This window comes from Leucobacter manosquensis, assembly GCF_018304845.1.
Taxonomy (GTDB): Bacteria; Actinomycetota; Actinomycetes; order Actinomycetales; family Microbacteriaceae; genus Leucobacter; species Leucobacter alluvii.
On record NZ_JAFEVO010000001.1, the window covers coordinates 874,208 to 889,900 of the forward strand.

The 15,693-nt window shown below is 67.0% G+C and carries 17 protein-coding genes and 1 tRNA gene; 4 read left to right on the forward strand and 14 right to left on the reverse strand.

The window, feature by feature from the left end; all coding sequences use genetic code 11:
- The first annotated feature begins 1 nt into the window (after position 1).
- From JSQ98_RS04055 to JSQ98_RS04065, 3 genes are read left to right on the forward strand one after another with little or no spacing between them, the layout of a single operon-like run.
- The gene (locus tag JSQ98_RS04055) at positions 2-997 is read left to right on the forward strand and encodes a metal ABC transporter substrate-binding protein (protein ID WP_211648481.1); all 996 of its coding nucleotides are present in this window, start codon (positions 2-4) and stop codon (positions 995-997) included.
- Positions 994-1,743: a metal ABC transporter ATP-binding protein gene (locus tag JSQ98_RS04060; protein ID WP_090149158.1), complete on the forward strand. Its 750-nt coding sequence runs from the start codon at positions 994-996 to the stop codon at positions 1,741-1,743. Before JSQ98_RS04055 ends, JSQ98_RS04060 begins: the two co-directional genes overlap by 4 nt.
- Positions 1,744-1,784: 41 nt before the next feature.
- Positions 1,785-2,645: a metal ABC transporter permease gene (locus JSQ98_RS04065; RefSeq protein ID WP_211650398.1), complete on the forward strand. Its 861-nt coding sequence runs from the start codon at positions 1,785-1,787 to the stop codon at positions 2,643-2,645.
- Here JSQ98_RS04065 and JSQ98_RS04070 read toward each other — a convergent pair.
- The 13 genes from JSQ98_RS04070 to JSQ98_RS15490 all read right to left on the reverse strand — a co-directional run bounded on the left by JSQ98_RS04070 (position 2,640) and on the right by JSQ98_RS15490 (position 14,215).
- A complete protein-coding gene (locus tag JSQ98_RS04070; protein ID WP_211648483.1) occupies positions 2,640-3,902 on the reverse strand; it encodes a glutaminase in 1,263 nt (420 codons plus the stop codon). The genes JSQ98_RS04065 and JSQ98_RS04070 overlap by 6 nt on opposite strands.
- 101 nt (positions 3,903-4,003) lie before the next feature.
- Positions 4,004-4,079: transfer RNA gene (locus JSQ98_RS04075), tRNA-Ala, on the reverse strand.
- A 94-nt stretch (positions 4,080-4,173) separates the two neighbouring features.
- Positions 4,174-4,548: a ribosome silencing factor gene (gene rsfS / locus JSQ98_RS04080; protein WP_430413593.1), complete on the reverse strand. Its 375-nt coding sequence runs from the start codon at positions 4,546-4,548 to the stop codon at positions 4,174-4,176.
- 65 nt (positions 4,549-4,613) lie between these two features.
- Entirely contained in the window at positions 4,614-6,452 is a 1,839-nt protein-coding gene (locus tag JSQ98_RS04085; RefSeq protein WP_211648484.1) for a hypothetical protein, read from the reverse strand.
- The gene (gene nadD, locus JSQ98_RS04090; RefSeq protein ID WP_336662089.1) at positions 6,452-7,048 is read right to left on the reverse strand and encodes a nicotinate-nucleotide adenylyltransferase; all 597 of its coding nucleotides are present in this window, start codon (positions 7,046-7,048) and stop codon (positions 6,452-6,454) included. Before nadD ends, JSQ98_RS04085 begins: the two co-directional genes overlap by 1 nt.
- A 15-nt stretch (positions 7,049-7,063) precedes the next feature.
- On the reverse strand, positions 7,064-7,276 hold the full coding sequence (locus JSQ98_RS04095) for a hypothetical protein (protein ID WP_211648485.1): 213 nt from the start codon (positions 7,274-7,276) through the stop codon (positions 7,064-7,066).
- A gap of 57 nt (positions 7,277-7,333) precedes the next feature.
- Positions 7,334-8,587, reverse strand: a complete 1,254-nt coding sequence (locus tag JSQ98_RS04100; protein WP_249290725.1) for a glutamate-5-semialdehyde dehydrogenase — start codon at positions 8,585-8,587, stop codon at positions 7,334-7,336.
- 81 nt (positions 8,588-8,668) lie between these two features.
- The gene (gene proB / locus JSQ98_RS04105) at positions 8,669-9,442 is read right to left on the reverse strand and encodes a glutamate 5-kinase (protein WP_090149197.1); all 774 of its coding nucleotides are present in this window, start codon (positions 9,440-9,442) and stop codon (positions 8,669-8,671) included.
- Positions 9,439-10,944: a GTPase ObgE gene (gene obgE, locus JSQ98_RS04110; RefSeq protein ID WP_200328721.1), complete on the reverse strand. Its 1,506-nt coding sequence runs from the start codon at positions 10,942-10,944 to the stop codon at positions 9,439-9,441. The genes proB and obgE overlap by 4 nt, the downstream gene beginning before the upstream one ends.
- Positions 10,945-11,013: 69 nt before the next feature.
- Positions 11,014-11,268, reverse strand: coding sequence for a 50S ribosomal protein L27 (gene rpmA, locus JSQ98_RS04115; RefSeq protein ID WP_010157307.1), 255 nt, complete (start codon positions 11,266-11,268; stop codon positions 11,014-11,016).
- A gap of 33 nt (positions 11,269-11,301) precedes the next feature.
- Entirely contained in the window at positions 11,302-11,610 is a 309-nt protein-coding gene (rplU, locus tag JSQ98_RS04120) for a 50S ribosomal protein L21 (RefSeq protein WP_090149206.1), read from the reverse strand.
- Between the two features lie 146 nt (positions 11,611-11,756).
- Entirely contained in the window at positions 11,757-13,685 is a 1,929-nt protein-coding gene (locus tag JSQ98_RS04125; protein ID WP_430413594.1) for an Rne/Rng family ribonuclease, read from the reverse strand.
- Positions 13,628-14,215, reverse strand: a complete 588-nt coding sequence (locus tag JSQ98_RS15490; RefSeq protein ID WP_430413595.1) for a hypothetical protein — start codon at positions 14,213-14,215, stop codon at positions 13,628-13,630. The genes JSQ98_RS04125 and JSQ98_RS15490 overlap by 58 nt, the downstream gene beginning before the upstream one ends.
- A gap of 258 nt (positions 14,216-14,473) precedes the next feature.
- Here JSQ98_RS15490 and JSQ98_RS04130 point away from each other — a divergent pair, with 258 nt between their 5' ends.
- Positions 14,474-15,085, forward strand: a complete 612-nt coding sequence (locus tag JSQ98_RS04130) for a vitamin K epoxide reductase family protein (protein WP_211648486.1) — start codon at positions 14,474-14,476, stop codon at positions 15,083-15,085.
- Here the strand turns inward: JSQ98_RS04130 and coaE are convergent.
- Positions 15,072-15,677, reverse strand: a complete 606-nt coding sequence (coaE, locus tag JSQ98_RS04135; protein ID WP_211648487.1) for a dephospho-CoA kinase — start codon at positions 15,675-15,677, stop codon at positions 15,072-15,074. The two genes, JSQ98_RS04130 and coaE, sit on opposite strands and share 14 nt — an antisense overlap.
- Between the last annotated feature and the right edge of the window lie 16 nt (positions 15,678-15,693).

Sequence of the window (15,693 nt, forward strand, 5' to 3'; positions counted from 1 at the left end):
CATGCCGAACTTTCAGATTCGACTACACGAGAGGTGGCGGTACGTGCATCCGAGACCAAGACGACGAAGCGCTCGGGCAATCTGCTCACTGGTCGGAGTCGTGCTCCTCGCGACGGGATGCGCGACGGCGGCTGCCGACCCCTCGAGCACGGATGCCGCGGGAGAACGACCGGTCGTGCTCACGACCTTCACCGTGCTCGCCGACATCGCCCGCAACGTGGGAGGCGAACACGTGGAGGTGCGCTCCATCACCAAGGTCGGCGCCGAGATCCACGGCTATGAGCCCACCCCGCTCGACATCGCCAAGGCATCGGAGGCCGACCTCATTCTCGACAACGGACTCGGTCTCGAGGCCTGGTTCAAGCGCTTCGTCGAGCAGGCCGACGCACCGCACGTCGTCGTATCCGAGGACGTCGATCCCATCGACATCGCCGGCGACGCGTATGCAGGGAAACCGAATCCCCACGCGTGGATGAGTCCACGCAATGCGCAGATCTACGTCGATCGCATGGTGGCCGCCTTCAGCGAGCTCGACCCCGAGCACGCCGAAGACTTCGCGGCGCAGGGCGCAGCCTACCGCTCCGAGCTCCAGGCGGTCGATGACCGGCTCACCGAGGCCGTCGACGCGCTTCCCGAGTCGCATCGCGCGCTCGTCACATGCGAAGGGGCGTTCTCGTATCTGGCGCGCGATGCGGGACTCACCGAGCGGTACATCTGGCCGGTGAATGCCGAGCAGCAGGCGACGCCTCGACAGATCGCCGACACGATCGAGTTCGTCCGCGAGCACCAGGTTCCCGCAGTGTTCTGCGAGTCGACGGTATCGGATCGCCCGATGCGGCAGGTCGCAGAGTCCTCTGGGGCCGCCTTCGGGGGCACGCTCTACGTCGACTCGCTCTCCGACCCCGACGGACCGGTCCCGACCTACCTCGACTTGCTCGCGCACGACACCGATGTGATCGTCTCCGCACTCAGCGGGAAATCGGAGGAAGCGTCATGAAGACGTCCATCTCGGTAGAGCATGTGACCGTGCGCTACGGCGATGTCGTGGCGCTCGACGACGCTTCGCTGGAAGTCGCGGCGGGCCGCGTGACCGGGCTCATTGGGATGAACGGGTCGGGGAAATCCACGCTCTTCAAGTCCATCATGGGCGCGGTCCGCCCAGAGCTCGGCAGCGTCCTCATCGACGGCATGGCTCCCGCCGCCGCACGGTCCAGCGGTCGCGTCGCATACGTGCCGCAGAGCGAAGACGTCGACTGGGCATTCCCCATCTCCGTTCGCGATGTCGTGATGATGGGACGCTACGGCAGGCTCGGGGTGACCCGTCGCCCGCGCGCCGCGGACCGCGCCGCCGTCGAGCAGGCGCTCGCGCGCGTGGAGCTCGCGGAACTCGGCGATCGCCAGATCGGGGCGCTTTCCGGAGGCCAGAAGAAGCGAGCGTTCGTCGCGAGATGCATCGCGCAGGATTCCGAGTTGCTCCTCCTCGACGAACCGTTCGCCGGCGTGGATCAGCGCAGTGAGGCGATGATCGTGCGCCTCCTCCGCGAACTCGCAGCCGCCGGCCGCACCGTACTCGTCTCGACGCACGACCTCCACGCCCTGCCCGACCTCGCCGACGAGGCAGCCCTGCTGCTGCGACGCGTCCTGTTCCACGGTTCCGTCGAGGAGGCTCTGATGCCGGAGCGCTTGGCGCACGCCTTCGGGCTGGACGCTCGTGACGCGAGAGAGACGGGAGAGACACTGTGACCCCGATCGATTTCATCCTCGAACCGCTGCAGTACGAGTTCATGGTGCGCGCCATCATGACGACCACGATCGCCGCGGTCGTCTGCGCGCTCCTCTCGTGCTGGCTCGTGCTCACCGGCTGGTCGCTCATGGGCGACGCGGTATCGCACGCCGTTCTGCCGGGCGTCGTCCTCGCCTACCTGGTCGGCGCGCCGTTCGCTCTCGGAGCCCTCATCTTCGGATTCCTCGCCGTCGCACTCATCGGAGCGATTCGCGATACGAGCCGTGTGAAAGAGGACGCCGCGATCGGCATCGTGTTCACCACCCTGTTCGCTCTCGGCCTCGTGCTCATCTCCGTGACCCCGAGTCAGACCGATCTCACTCACATCGTCTTCGGGAACATCCTCGGCGTGTCCGACGCCGACCTCCTGCAGATCGCCGCCCTCGCCGCCATCGCATTCGCCGTGCTCATGGTGAAGCGCCGCGACCTGACCCTGTACGCCTTCGATCCGACGCATGCCCACGCCATCGGGCTCAGCCCGCGCTTCCTCGGAGCGCTCCTGCTCGGACTGCTCGCGCTGACCTCCGTGGTCGCGCTCCAGGTGGTCGGCGTGATCCTCGTCGTCGCAATGCTCATCATTCCGGGAGCGACCGCGTATTTGCTGACCAACCGGTTCCACCGGATGCTGATCATCGCACCGGTGCTGTCGGCCGTCTGCTCCGTGACGGGCATCCTGCTGAGCTACTGGATGGATGCCGCCTCCGGAGGCCTGGTGATCCTCGTCCAGGGCAGCGCGTTCGCCCTCGCCTACCTGTTCAGTCCGACGCACGGCCTGCTCGTGCGCGGTGTGGGGCGACGACGCCGGCCCGCGCGGCGCTCCCCGGCCTCGGCGACCGCCTCAGGGTCGGCTGCCGGGCTATGACCGATGGGGCGTCGGAACCGGCCACGACTCGGGGACGTGCCCATCGCCCATGTCCGGTTCGGGCAGGAGCCCGTCGGGATCGTGGAGCGCAACACGGTGTCCGTCGAGACGTAGCCGACGCATGCCTTCGAGCGTCATCCTACGGCCGACGTCGAGAAACCGATCGACCCGGCTGACATCGAACAGGACGAGTGTCGAGCCTGGTTCGATCGACTGCAGGCGATCGAGCACGGCCTCAGCCCCTGCGAATTGGATGGCTCCCTGCAGCACCACGGTGATGCGGTCATCGCACCGTTCGATCGTGCGGATCGGGGCTGACCCGACCGGGCCGGCTGTCATGAGATGCAGGTTCATGTCCGAGGAAAGCCGGCGAAAGGCCTCAACTCCTCGCGCACTGTTCCCGTGCTCGTCCAGGCGTGGAGAGAAGAGCCCGATGCCGAGCTGTCCGGGCAACACGCCGAGCATGCCTCCCGAGACCCCGCTCTTCGCCGGAATCCCGACCTCCGAGAACCACGTGCCAGCAGCGTCGTACATTCCCGCCGCCGCCATCACCGAGAGCGTCTGGCGCGCGACATCACTGGGCACCACCCGGTTGCCGGTGTGCGGCTGCACGCCGTCATTCGCGAGACAAGCGCCCATCACGGCGAGATCGCGCGCCGTCACCATGATGGAGCACTGCGCCGTGTATCCCGCCACGGCTTCATGGGCGGACGTCGAGAAGATGCCGTAGTTGCGGAGCAGGTGCGCGAGTGCCAGGTTGCGGTCGGCCGTTTCGAGCTCGGACTGCATGACCGCCTCGTCGATGCGCAATTCGCGATCGGCCAGGACGGAGAGGAACGCCCGCGCACGGTCCGTGCGCTGCGCGCTCGTGGCACCCTCGCCGACCAGAAGCTGGTGGGCGGTGATCGCACCGGCGTTGATCATGGGGTTCCGGGGCCGATGCGACCCCTGCTCGAGGGAGAGTTCGTCGAACGCCTCTCCCGAGGGCTCGACACCCACCGAGCGCAGTACCCGCGGCAGGCCGCGATCCATGATCGCTGCAGCGTAGATGAATGGCTTCGATACGGACTGGATGGAGAACTCCGCATCCGCGTCCCCGGCGGCGTGGATTCGACCGCTCGTCGTCATCAGCGCAATGCCGAAGCGATCCGGATCAGCCGCTGCGAGTTCGGGGATGTAATCGGCCACCGCCCCGTCGACATGCCCGCTCAGGCCGTCGAGTACTTCCTGCAGGTATTCGGGAACGGGCGTATGCATGCGGTCTCCTCGGTGCGCGGCTCGCCGAGCGCACAGCACCCACTGTAGTTGCCCGCACCGACAGCAGAACGGCCCCGCCGAAGCGGGGCCGTTCTCTCGTGTGGTGGATCTAAGGGGACTCGAACCCCTGACCCCCTGCATGCCATGCAGGTGCGCTACCAGCTGCGCCATAGACCCAGGGAAGTCGAGCGAATGCTCGCCCGACAACTCTTCTACTGTACATCACCCGGACACGTGAGAGCCAAATCGAGGGATCTCGGGCGCGTCATTCTCAGCTGTCGGCGTGCCCCTGCGGAACCGCGGGAATGAACTCCGTCGTATCGATCGTGGGGCAGTCCTGCCAGAGCTTTTCGAGCTGGTAGAAGTCGCGCTCCTCCTGGTGGAAGACATGCACGATCAGGTCGCCGAAGTCGAGCAGGATCCACCTGCCGCTCTCACGGCCCTCACGGCGAACCGTGCGCACCCCTGCTCCGTTCAGCGCATCCTCGATCCCGTCGGAGATGGCCTGCACGTTGCGCTCGACGGAGCCGGTCACGATGAGGAACACGTCGGCGAGGCCGAACTGCTCCGTCACTTCGAGAGCGACCTGCGCCGTGGCTCCCTTCTCGTCGGCCGCCACTACGGCGAGCTTCAGGTCGGTTCGCACATCTCGTGTCTCAGTTGCAGCGTTCAGTTCGTGTCCTTCGTTCAACATGTTCGAGCTTCGGTCGGTCAACCGAAGAATCCGTTGCTCGCGCCCCAGGCGCCCAGTCCGACCACCACGACGAGCAACCCTCCGCCCGTCAGTGAAAGCACGAGCGGCAGTTTGCTCTTCTCCCGAGTCGGCTTCGCCACGACCGGAATACTGGAATCGACCCGAGCGCTCACAGCGTGACGCGCAGACACCGGGGCCGGCCCCTCGTTCGCCTCGTCGCGGGGCGGCACCTGGTCGCCGGTGATCGGGTCCATCTCGATCGAATCGTGCAGCGCCGAATGCCCACCCGTTTCGCCCAGTGACTTCGGGAGCTTCAGAGAACCGGTGACGTACAGATCGCCAGTTGCACCGAGCGGCCCAGTCAACCCACCCGTGTCTTCCGGCATCGTCGGCAGGATCAGCGCGGACGTCCCCGTCCCGCCAGTCGACCCCTCCTGGGCGACTGCACGCGAGATCAGATCGTCGAAGTCTCCGCTCTCGGGATTCTGCTCCGACTCGTTCTGGAACTCCCGCCCCGACGGGTCGTCGAACACCGAGCGCCACTCCTCCGGAGGGGCGATATCGGGGAACGAATAGCTCTCACGCTCCTGCGGATTCGCGCCGGTGCTGCGGTCGGACCCGTCCGTCGCGGCAGCGCTCGCACTTGCGGCGCCGGCGAGCGGCGCCTCATCGCTCTGCTGCGCCGGAAACGCGACCGTCTGCGGCGACGCCGAAGGAAGATCTTCTGGGACTTCAGCGGGAGGCGTCGGGCGCGCGGCATCGAGAACCGTCGTCGCGGGCTCGGCCTCTGCCGCCGGCTCCTCTTCGGCGATGATCTCAGCCACAACGGGCTCGGCATCGGAGGCCGAAGCCGACGGCGCGTCCTCCGGGCGCTCACTCGTCGGCTGGTCAGCGCTCTCGTCAGCCGCTGCTTCTGCTTCGCGCGCAGCGGCGGTGTCGGACTCCGTCTCCTCTGCCGCCTCGGGGGCCCTCTGATCCGGGTCCTCGGCGGGCTGACTAGCCTGCTTCGAGCGCTGCCACGGGAACCGCCGCTTCGACTTCGCGGGAACCGCATCGGCCGAGTCCTCAGCAGCCGGGGCGTCGACCACGGGCGCGCCAGCATCGGAGGACTGGCCCTCCGTCGCCGCTTCCTCGGCGTCGATCTTCTCTGCCGACTCCGCCTCGCGCAGCTCTTCGACAGTGAAGGGCTCCGTCGGCGGCGACATCAGCGTGTCGAAGTCGGGCTCTCCAGCTGCCGGTTCCGCCACGACGACCTCGGGGTCGCCCGATTCGCTTGCAGCGCCGCTCGCGTCGGCAGGCTCGACCACGCTCTCGTCTTCCACCACGGAGGCGACCACAGCTGGCTCGTCCGATTCCGCTGCTTCATCGACGATCTGAGCCTCGTCCACGACGACGGCTTGCTCGACAACGGGGGCATCATCCGCGACCGGGACTTCATCGGCGACGGGGGCATCATCCGCGACGAGAGCGTCATCCGCAACGGGTGCAGCAACAGCTGCGTCTTCTGCAGTCGGAACCTCTCCAGCAACCGGAGCCCCACCAGCAGACGGATCGTCCTCACCAGCAGTCGGCGCTTCGGCGCCAGACGCAACCTCGCCGACGGGGTGACCGAGGGCCGCGAGCGCCTCCTCGCGCAACTGACGCATCTCGCGTCGGCTCCGAGGGGTCCCATCCGGATGGAAGGGTGAGATCTCGATGTCCGCTCCCGCGGCCGGTCGCGCAGCACTGACCGGAGGGCTCGGAGCGTCGCTGCTCCCGGCGCCGATCTCCGAGAGATCCATGGCGCCGGTCTCCTCAAGGTCGCGCATGCGCCGCTCACGCCGGGTCAGCGGTCGTTGTTCGTCCTGCTCGCTCATCACTCTGTCGCTTCCTCGGTGTATAGCCCGTGCTTCGCAATGTACTGCACCACACCGTCAGGGACGAGGTACCACACCGGATAACCTCGGGCGACTCGTGCCCGGCAGTCCGTCGACGAGATCGCCAGCGCGGGAACTTCCAACAAGCTTACGTGTTCCTCCGATAATCCCGAAAGCGAGAGGTCGTGACCGGGGCGCGAGACGGCGATGAAATGAGCGTAATCCCAGAGGTGCTCGACATCCTTCCAGCCGAGGATCTGCTCGACGGCGTCCGCGCCCGAGATGAAGAACAGTTCGGCATCGGGATGCTGCTCGTGCAGATCTCTCAGGGTATCGACCGTGTAGGTCGGTCCCGCGCGATCCACATCGACCCGGCTGACGGTGAATCGCGGATTCGACGCCGTCGCGATCACCGTCATCAAGTACCGGTGTTCGCTCGCTGAGACGTTCTGCTTCTGCCAGGGCTGGCCCGTCGGCACGAAGAGCACCTCGTCGAGGTCGAAGCTCTGAGCTACCTCACTGGCAGCCACGAGGTGACCGTGATGAATGGGATCGAACGTGCCGCCCATCACCCCGATCCGACGTGTGTGTGGCACGGTCGGTGCGCTCTTCTAGTGGTGCGATGCCGAGCCGTGCTCGCGAGCGTACGCCTCTGCCTTCGCCGCGTGACGGTTGGCAACATCGCGGAACGAGAAGGTGACGGCCGCGATCGCGACGAACGCAGCGAAGACGATGACGCCGAAGACGACAGCCGGGAACGGCAGCTCATTGACGATGTGGTGCCCCTCTTCGGCGGCAGCTGCGATCGTGGCAAGAAGTGACATTGGTGGTCCCCTGCATTCGTTACGGTGGGTGGTACCGAACCAGTCTAGCGGGTGGCGTCAGCGGATCTGGCCAGCGCCGCGCACCAGCCATTTCGTACTGGTGAGCTCCGGAAGGCCCATGGGTCCGCGCGCGTGCAGCTTCTGCGTCGAGATGCCCACCTCGGCACCGAAGCCGAACTCGCCACCGTCCGTGAAACGCGTCGAAGCGTTGACCATGACGACGGCGGAATCGACCTCTGACAGGAACCGCTCGGCATTCGCGTAGTCGCGTGTGACGATCGCCTCCGTATGACGAGTCGAGTAGCGCTGGATGTGCAGCAGCGCCTCGTCCAGCGAATCGACCACCTTGATGCCCATCTCGAGCGCCAAGTGCTCCGTGCCCCAGGTCTCGTCGCTCGCCGGCGAGACGCCCGGCACGCGCTGCGTGACCGCCGTATCGCCGTACAGTGTCACATTCGCGGCGAGCAGTGACTCTGAGAGCCGCTCGAGCAGACGGTCGGCTGCGCCGCGGTGCACGAGGAGCGTCTCCGCCGCGTTGCAGACGCTTGGCCGGTGCGTCTTCGCGTTGAGCGCGATCTCGACGGCCATGTCGTCGTCGGCGGTCTCGTCCACGAAGACGTGCACGACGCCGGATCCGGTCTCGATCACGGGGACGGTCGACTCGTTCACCACGGTCGAAATGAGTGCTGCGCTCCCGCGCGGAATGAGCACGTCGACGTAGCCTCGCGCGCGCATCAGCTTCCCGGCGCCCTCGCGGCCGAACGGATCGATGGTCTGCACGGCTCGGCCGTCCAGCCCCGCGCTCGTCACAGCGCTCTGGATCAAGGCCACGAGCTCGGCATTCGTGTGCTCCGCGGCGCTGCCGCCGCGCAGCACGACGCCGTTTCCGCTCTTCACCGCCAGGGCGGCGATGTCGATCGTCACGTTGGGGCGGGCCTCGTAGATCGCACCGATCACGCCGAACGGCACCCGCACCTGGTTGATCGCGATTCCGTTCGCCAGCGTGCTGCCGCGCACCACCTGCCCGACGGGGTCCGGCAGTGAGATGAGTTCTCGCACCGCGGCGGCCAGCGCACGCACTCGTTCCTCGTCGAGCCGCAGACGGTCGAGCAGGCCGGTGCCGATGCCGTTCTCCTCGCCCCTGGCGAGATCCTGAGCATTCGCGGCGACGATCTCGGGAACTGCGTTCTCGAGCCCGACGGCGATCGCCTCGAGCGCAGCGTTCTTCGAATCAGTGGTCGCAGCGGCGAGCGTTCGAGCGCCGCTACGGGCGCGTTCGAGCCGTTCGACGAAAGCATCGGCAGCAGACATGGCACACAGCTTATCGCGTCGCTCGGGGCTGAGCCGCGCTGAGGCGAGCGAGCTCAGGCGAGCCAGCTCAGGCGAGACGGCTCAGGGTCGAGCGGCGAAGCGAGTTCCGTGATCCGCCCCGTCGAGCACCGCGGCCAACAGCCGTGTCTCAGTGAGGAGGACGGTGGCGCCGGCGTCGGCCGCCAAACGGGCCGCCTGCACTTTCGTCGCGGCTCCCCCGGTGCCCCAACCCGACTGGCTCTCGCCGATCTCGATCCCCTCCAACGGGTCGCCATAGGCCACCGCTGCGATGCGCTGAGCGCCGGCCATCATCGGGGGCGCCGTGTAGAGCGCATCGACGTCGGAGAGCAGCACGAGCCGGTCGGCGTCCACGAGGCGTGCGACGAGCGCGGCGAGACGATCGTTGTCGCCGAAACGGATCTCATGCGTCGCGACGGTGTCGTTCTCGTTGATGATCGGCAGAATGCCGAGCTGCAGCAACCGTTCGATGGCTCGTCGAGCGTTGTCGCGGTGCGTGGGATTCTCGATGTCCTGCGCCGTGAGCAGCACCTGCCCGGCGATGATCTCGTGCGTCGTCAGGGCCCGCTGGTACCGGTTGACCAGAATGTTCTGCCCGACGGCCGCAGCCGCCTGCTGGGTAGCGAGGTCGTCAGGGCGCTCCTCGAGGCGCAGAAACGGCACTCCCGTCGCAATCGCGCCACTGGATACGAGGATCACCTGCGCGCCCGCTGCGTGCAGGCGTGCCAGCGAGGCGACGAGTTCGGGGATCTGAGCGGCGTTCGCCCCGCTCACCGAGGACGAGCCGACTTTCACGACGACTCTGCGGGCCGAGAGCAATTCGTCGCCGTGCGTCACGCCTGATCCTCCCAGAGCCCCGCTTTCCGCTCGCGCTCCAGCTCGGCGCGCGCTTCGGCCTTCGCATCCATGAGGCCGTGGTAGTCGACGCGACGCTCCTGGTTGGTGCGCCGTCCGTTCTGGTCGACGCGGAGGTCGGTGCCGCGAGCGCCCATCTGCACCTCTGCGGCGCTCGTCATCGTGGGCTCCCAGTCGAAGACGACTCCCGATCCGGGGCCGATCACCACAGTGGACCCAGCGACCGCCCCGGCCTTCACCAGCGCGTCTTCGATGCCGATCTTCTGCAACCGGTCAGCCAGATATCCCACGGCCTCGTCGTTCTTGAAGTCGGTCTGGGCCACCCAGCGCTCCGGCTTCGCGCCCAGAATGCGGTAGATCGTTCCGTAGCTGCCACCCTCCGGCACGACGCGGAACCCGCCGTCGTCGACGGCCTTCGGCTGCAGGACGATGCGTTCCTGCACGGGTGCTTCGTCGATGCGCCGCTGCCGCTCGGTCTCGACGAGCTCGGCGAGCGCGAAGCCGAGCTCACGAAGCCCTTCGTGCGACACGGTGGAGATCTGGAAGACCCGGTAGCCTTGCGCCTCGAGCTCCGGTCGCACGAACTCGGCGAGCTCGCGCCCCTCTGGCACGTCGATCTTGTTGAGTGCGATGAGCTGCGGCCGATCGAGCAACGGGGTCTGACCCTCGGGCACGGGGTATGCGGCGAGCTCGTTCTTGATGACCTCGAGATCGGAGAGCGGATCGCGCCCCGGCTCCAACGTCGCGCAATCGAGCACGTGCAGCAGCGCACTGCACCGCTCGACGTGACGCAGGAAGTCGAGCCCGAGGCCCTTCCCCTCGCTCGCTCCCTCGATGAGACCCGGCACGTCGGCTACCGTGAAGCGGTGATCGGCGACCTGCACGACACCGAGATTCGGGTGCAGCGTCGTGAACGGGTAATCGGCGATCTTCGGCTTCGCAGCACTCATAGCGGCGATCAGGCTCGACTTGCCGGCCGACGGATAGCCGACCAGGGCGACGTCGGCGATCGTCTTGAGCTCGAGGGTGAGCGTGCCCGACCAGCCTTCGGTCCCCAGCAGCGCGAACCCGGGGGCCTTGCGCTTCGTGCTGGAGAGCGCGAGGTTGCCCAGACCGCCGACACCGCCCTTCGCCGCGATGAACCGCGTGCCGGGCTCGGTGAGGTCGATGAGGGTCTCCCCCGCCTCGTCTTTCACCACCGTGCCGACCGGCACCGGGAGCACGAGGTCGGCCCCATTGGTGCCGGCTCGATAGTCGCCCGCGCCGTATCCGCCGTTCTCGGCGGTGCGGTGCGGTCGCCGATGGTAGTCGAGCAGGGTGGTCACCTGAGGATCGGCGACCAGCACGACGTCTCCGCCATGCCCGCCGGCTCCACCATCTGGACCCGCGAGCGGCTTGAACTTCTCGCGGCGGATCGACACGCAGCCGTTTCCGCCGCGACCTGACTGGACGTGCACTTGCACCTGATCGACAAAGGTGACCATTACTGTTTTCCTGCCCCTAGATACGGCAAAAGGCGAGCCGAAGCCCGCCTCGCCGTTGAATGCCTGAAGTTAGGCTGCGGCCACGATGTTGACGACCTTGCGGCCGCCCTTCGCACCGAACTCGACTGCGCCCGCCGCGAGGGCGAACAGCGTGTCGTCTCCGCCACGGCCGACGTTGGCGCCGGGGTGGAAGTGGGTTCCGCGCTGACGGACGATGATCTCGCCGGCGTTCACCTGCTGGCCGCCGAAGCGCTTGACGCCGAGGCGCTGCGCGTTCGAGTCGCGGCCGTTGCGGGTGGAGCTGGCGCCCTTCTTATGTGCCATGAGTCTCTACTCCTTGAATCGTAGTCGAAGCGATTACTTGATGCCGGTGACCTTGAGGCGCGTCAGATCCTGACGGTGCCCCTGGCGGCTCTTGTAACCGGTCTTGTTCTTGTATCGCTGAATCACGATCTTCGGGCCGCGGAGGTCGTTGAGCACCTCTGCGGTTACCGTGACCTTGGCCAGCTCGGCCGCGTCGGTCGTCACCTGGTCGCCGTCGACGAGGAGCACCGCGGGAAGCTGAAGCTTGCCCGTGGAGTCGCCCGAAACACGGTTGACGGTGATGATCGAGCCGACCTCGACCTTTTCCTGACGTCCGCTTGTGCGCACTACTGCGTAAACCACTTCATACCCTTTTCTCGAGGATCGCCTTGCGTGTCGAACCGCAGCGCCGCCGCGATCGAAGCTTGTGTTTGCCACCCCGAGGAGTGGCACCAACGATCAATATTATCTCGAAGCACCGATTTTGGTCAAATAGGCGCCCCCGCGTGTCATGAACGACCCGAATCCTTGCGCTTCGCCGTCGCGTCGAGCGCCTCGGCGAGGGCCATCTGGGCGGCCTGCTTCGGATCGACTGGCGCCGCCTCCGGAGTCTCCGCACCGGCATCTGAGGTTCCCTCGGTGCGACCAGCATCGACGCCGCCGCGCAGCTGCGCCGTTGACACTCGGCGATTGCGCGCGCGTCCGTTGCCGGCAGCCGGCGCCGCCGGAAGGGCTTCGAGCACCGAGTCGAGCAGTGCGTCGGCGACCGGCTCCGCTCGATCCCTGCGCGCTTCCGTCGAGCGCGGCGCCCGGTCAGAGCCCAGCTGAGCCCGACCCGTGGCCCGTGGCGTCTCCGGACCGTGCGACCGGGCCCCCTGCGGTCGATCCTCTGGCGATCGATCATCGCGGGCGGGCGCGCCGGTCTGCGCTGCACCCTGCAGGGCTCGCGCGAGATCCTCGTGCTCCGACTCCTTCGCCGCCTGCAGCGTCGAGGCGGCGACCTGAGCCAGCATGTTCTTCGCGCCATCGGTGATGGCGTGCGTGTGCGACTTCGCCTCGGCCTGCTGATGCTGCTGCTGTGGCTGCGGGTGCTGCTGCTGCCCTCGGCCGCGCTTCGATCCGCGCGCAGGCGCCTCGCTCCGGTGGTGCTTGCTCACCGGCTCGTGATGCACGATGACTCCGCGGCCGGCGCAGACGTCGCAGGGCTCGCTGAACGACTCGAGCAGCCCGAGGCCGAGTTTCTTGCGGGTCATCTGCACGAGCCCGAGCGAGGTGACCTCGGCGACCTGATGCTTCGTCCGATCACGGCTGAGGCACTCCACCATGCGACGGAGCACGAGATCGCGATTCGACTCGAGCACCATGTCGATGAAGTCGACGACGATGATGCCGCCGATGTCGCGCAGTCGCAGCTGGCGCACGATCTCCTCGGCGGCCTCGAGGTTGTTCTTGGTCACGGTCTCTTCGAGGTTGCCGCCGGAGCCGACGAACTTTCCGGTGTTCACGTCGACGACCGTCATCGCCTCGGTGCGGTCGATCACGAGTGATCCGCCGGACGGAAGCCAGACCTTCCGGTCGAGCGCCTTCGCGATCTGCTCCGTGACACGGTACTCGTCGAAGATGTCGCGCTCTGCCTGGTACTGCTCGACGCGCTCGAGCAAATCCGGGGCGACCTGCGAGAGGTAGTTCTCGATCGTCGCGTACGTCTCGGCGCCCGAGATCGTCAGCCGGTGGAAGTCTTCGTTGAAGACATCGCGCACGATCTTGATGAGCATGTCCGGCTCGGAGTGCAGCAGCACCGGGCCGCCGCCCTTCTCGACGCGCTTCTGAATCGACTCCCACTGACGGGTGAGGCGCTGCACGTCATGCGTGAGCTGGTCCTCGCTCGCGCCCTCCGCGGCGGTGCGCACGATCACGCCGGCCCCGTCGGGCAGCACCGCTTTGAGAATCTTCTTGAGTCGAGCACGCTCGGTATCCGGAAGCTTCCGGGAGATTCCGTTCATGGCTCCACCGGGCACGTACACGAGGAACCGGCCTGGAAGGGAGATCTGACTCGTGAGCCTCGCGCCCTTGTGCCCCACCGGATCCTTTGTGACCTGCACGAGCACCTGATCGCCGGGCTTCAACGCGTTCTCGATTCGCCGGGCCGTGTTTCCGCCCTCGAACTCTGACCAGTCGACCTCGCCCGAGTAGAGCACCGCGTTGCGGCCACGGCCGATGTCGACGAAGGCCGCTTCCATGCTCGGAAGCACGTTCTGCACCCGGCCGAGATACACGTTGCCGATGAGGGAGTTCTCGCTGGATCGCGCGACGTAGTGCTCAACGAGCACCTTGTCTTCGAGCACGCCGATCTGCACGCGATCGGAGGTCGTGCGAACGATCATCTCGCGATCGACCGATTCACGCCGCGCGAGGAACTCGGACTCGGTGATGACCACGCGGCGTCGACCGGCGTCGCGCCCGTCGCGCCGCCGCTGCTTCTTCGCTTCGAGGCGGGTCGAGCCCTTGACCTTCTGCGGCTCGGTGATGACCGGCGCCTGCCGAGGCTGGCGGCGCGGCGCGTCCTCTTCCGGCGCCGCCGGGCATCGCTCGACGTGCGCCGACGATTGCGCCGCTGGGACGAGCCTGCTTCCCGCTCGTCCCCCGCCTCATCGCGTGAGAAGCGCTCGTCCAGCAGGTCGTCGAGCTGACGCAGTTCGGTCGGCCGGAACTCCACGCGCCTGGGGCGGGGGGCGATCGGCGGCACGTCCGGTGCGAGGAAGAGCAACCTGGTCGTCGCCCTGAACCGCTCCTCAGGCGTCATTTCTGCGAACGGCAGGATCAGGGGCGGCGACTCGGCGAGCGGCCGCTCCGCCTCCGCTGCCTCGGTGGAGCCTGCGTGCGCCTCCACGGTCGCCGGAAGCTCCTGCTCCTGCGAGGGCTCTTCGCCCGGGTTGTCGTGCTGTTCGGTTGCTGTGTTCTTCACCATTCCTGGTGTCTCCTCTGCCCCGGGAGAATGCGCATTCCCCAGAGGTTGCTCATCGTGCGGTATGACCCGCGAATCCTGTTCTCCGCGAGCGGGTTCGCTCGCGCTCGGTCGTTCATCGACCGGTGAAGGCCTTCGACCTTCAAAAGACTGTGCGTGAGATTCGCCGTGCGGCGCCTCTCACCGACACCATTATGTCACGACGGTGTCCGCAAGGGGCCTGAGGAAAGAACTCGCAGCTGGGCGCAGTAGGATCGCGCCATGAGTTCAGAGCTCCGCGCCCCGTCGCGCTCCGTCGCCTTCGCAATCTTCACGATCGTCGCCGGAGCCATCGGATGGTTCGCATCGTTCGAACTCCTCACGGAGTACATCAAGACGCTGCAGAACCCGGATTACGTTCCGAACTGCTCGGTGAGCATCCTGGTCACCTGCGGGCCGAACATGGCGTCCTGGCAAGGTGCGCTCCTCGGCTTCAGCAACACGATCATCGGTGTCGCAGCCTTCGTCGCACCGATCGCCGTCGGCGTGGCTCTCCTGGCGGGCGCTCGATTCGCGCCCTGGTTCTGGGTGACGTATCAGATCGGCTTGCTGGGCGGGTTCGCGCTCGTCAGCTGGCTCGTCGTGCAGAGCGTGTTCATGCTCGGAACGCTGTGCCCCTGGTGCATGGTCGTCTGGACCGCGACCATCCCGCTGTTCTGGATCACGCTGTTCCGCCCGTACGCGGTCGGAGACATTCCAGTATCGCCGAACGCGCAGCGCGTGCTCGGGCGCTGCTACGCGTGGAGCTGGGTGGTCATCCTCATCTGCTTCGCGACGATCGCGTTCGTCGCGCAGCTGCAGCTCGACTGGGTGTCGGAGTTCAGCCGAGGCTGAGCAGCTGGCGCCACAGCCGGTCTGCTTGCTCCAGCGTTTCGGCCTCAGTCCCAGAGGTATCGATCACCACGTCGGCCACGGCCCGGCGTTCCTCGTCGCTCGCCTGCTGCGATATGCGCTGGCGCGCCGCATCCTCGCTCATGCCGCGCAAGCTCATCATGCGCGCGATGCGGGTGTCGGCATCGGCTTCAGCGACGACGATGTGGTCCCACGGTTCGTCGCGCGCCGCCGTCTCGACGAGGAGCGGCACCTCGTACACGACGATCGCGTCGGGGTCCTCCGCGCGCGCGCGTTCGACGCGCTCGCGGAAGAGTCGCCGCACTTCGGGATGGACGATCGCATTGAGCTCACCCAAGGCGGCCGCATCGCCGAACACGCGGGCTCCGAGCGCAGCGCGGTCCAGCGTTGCATCGGCACTCAGCACCCCCGAGCCGAATCGTTGCACGACGCGCGCGAGACCCGGCGACCCGGGGGCAACGGCGTCACGAGCGAGATCGTCGGCATCGATGCGAATCGCGCCGTGCTGGGCGAGCCGCCGTCCGATCGTTGATTTCCCTGCGGCGATCCCGCCCGTCAACCCGATCAATCGCATGCTGTCAGCTTATCCG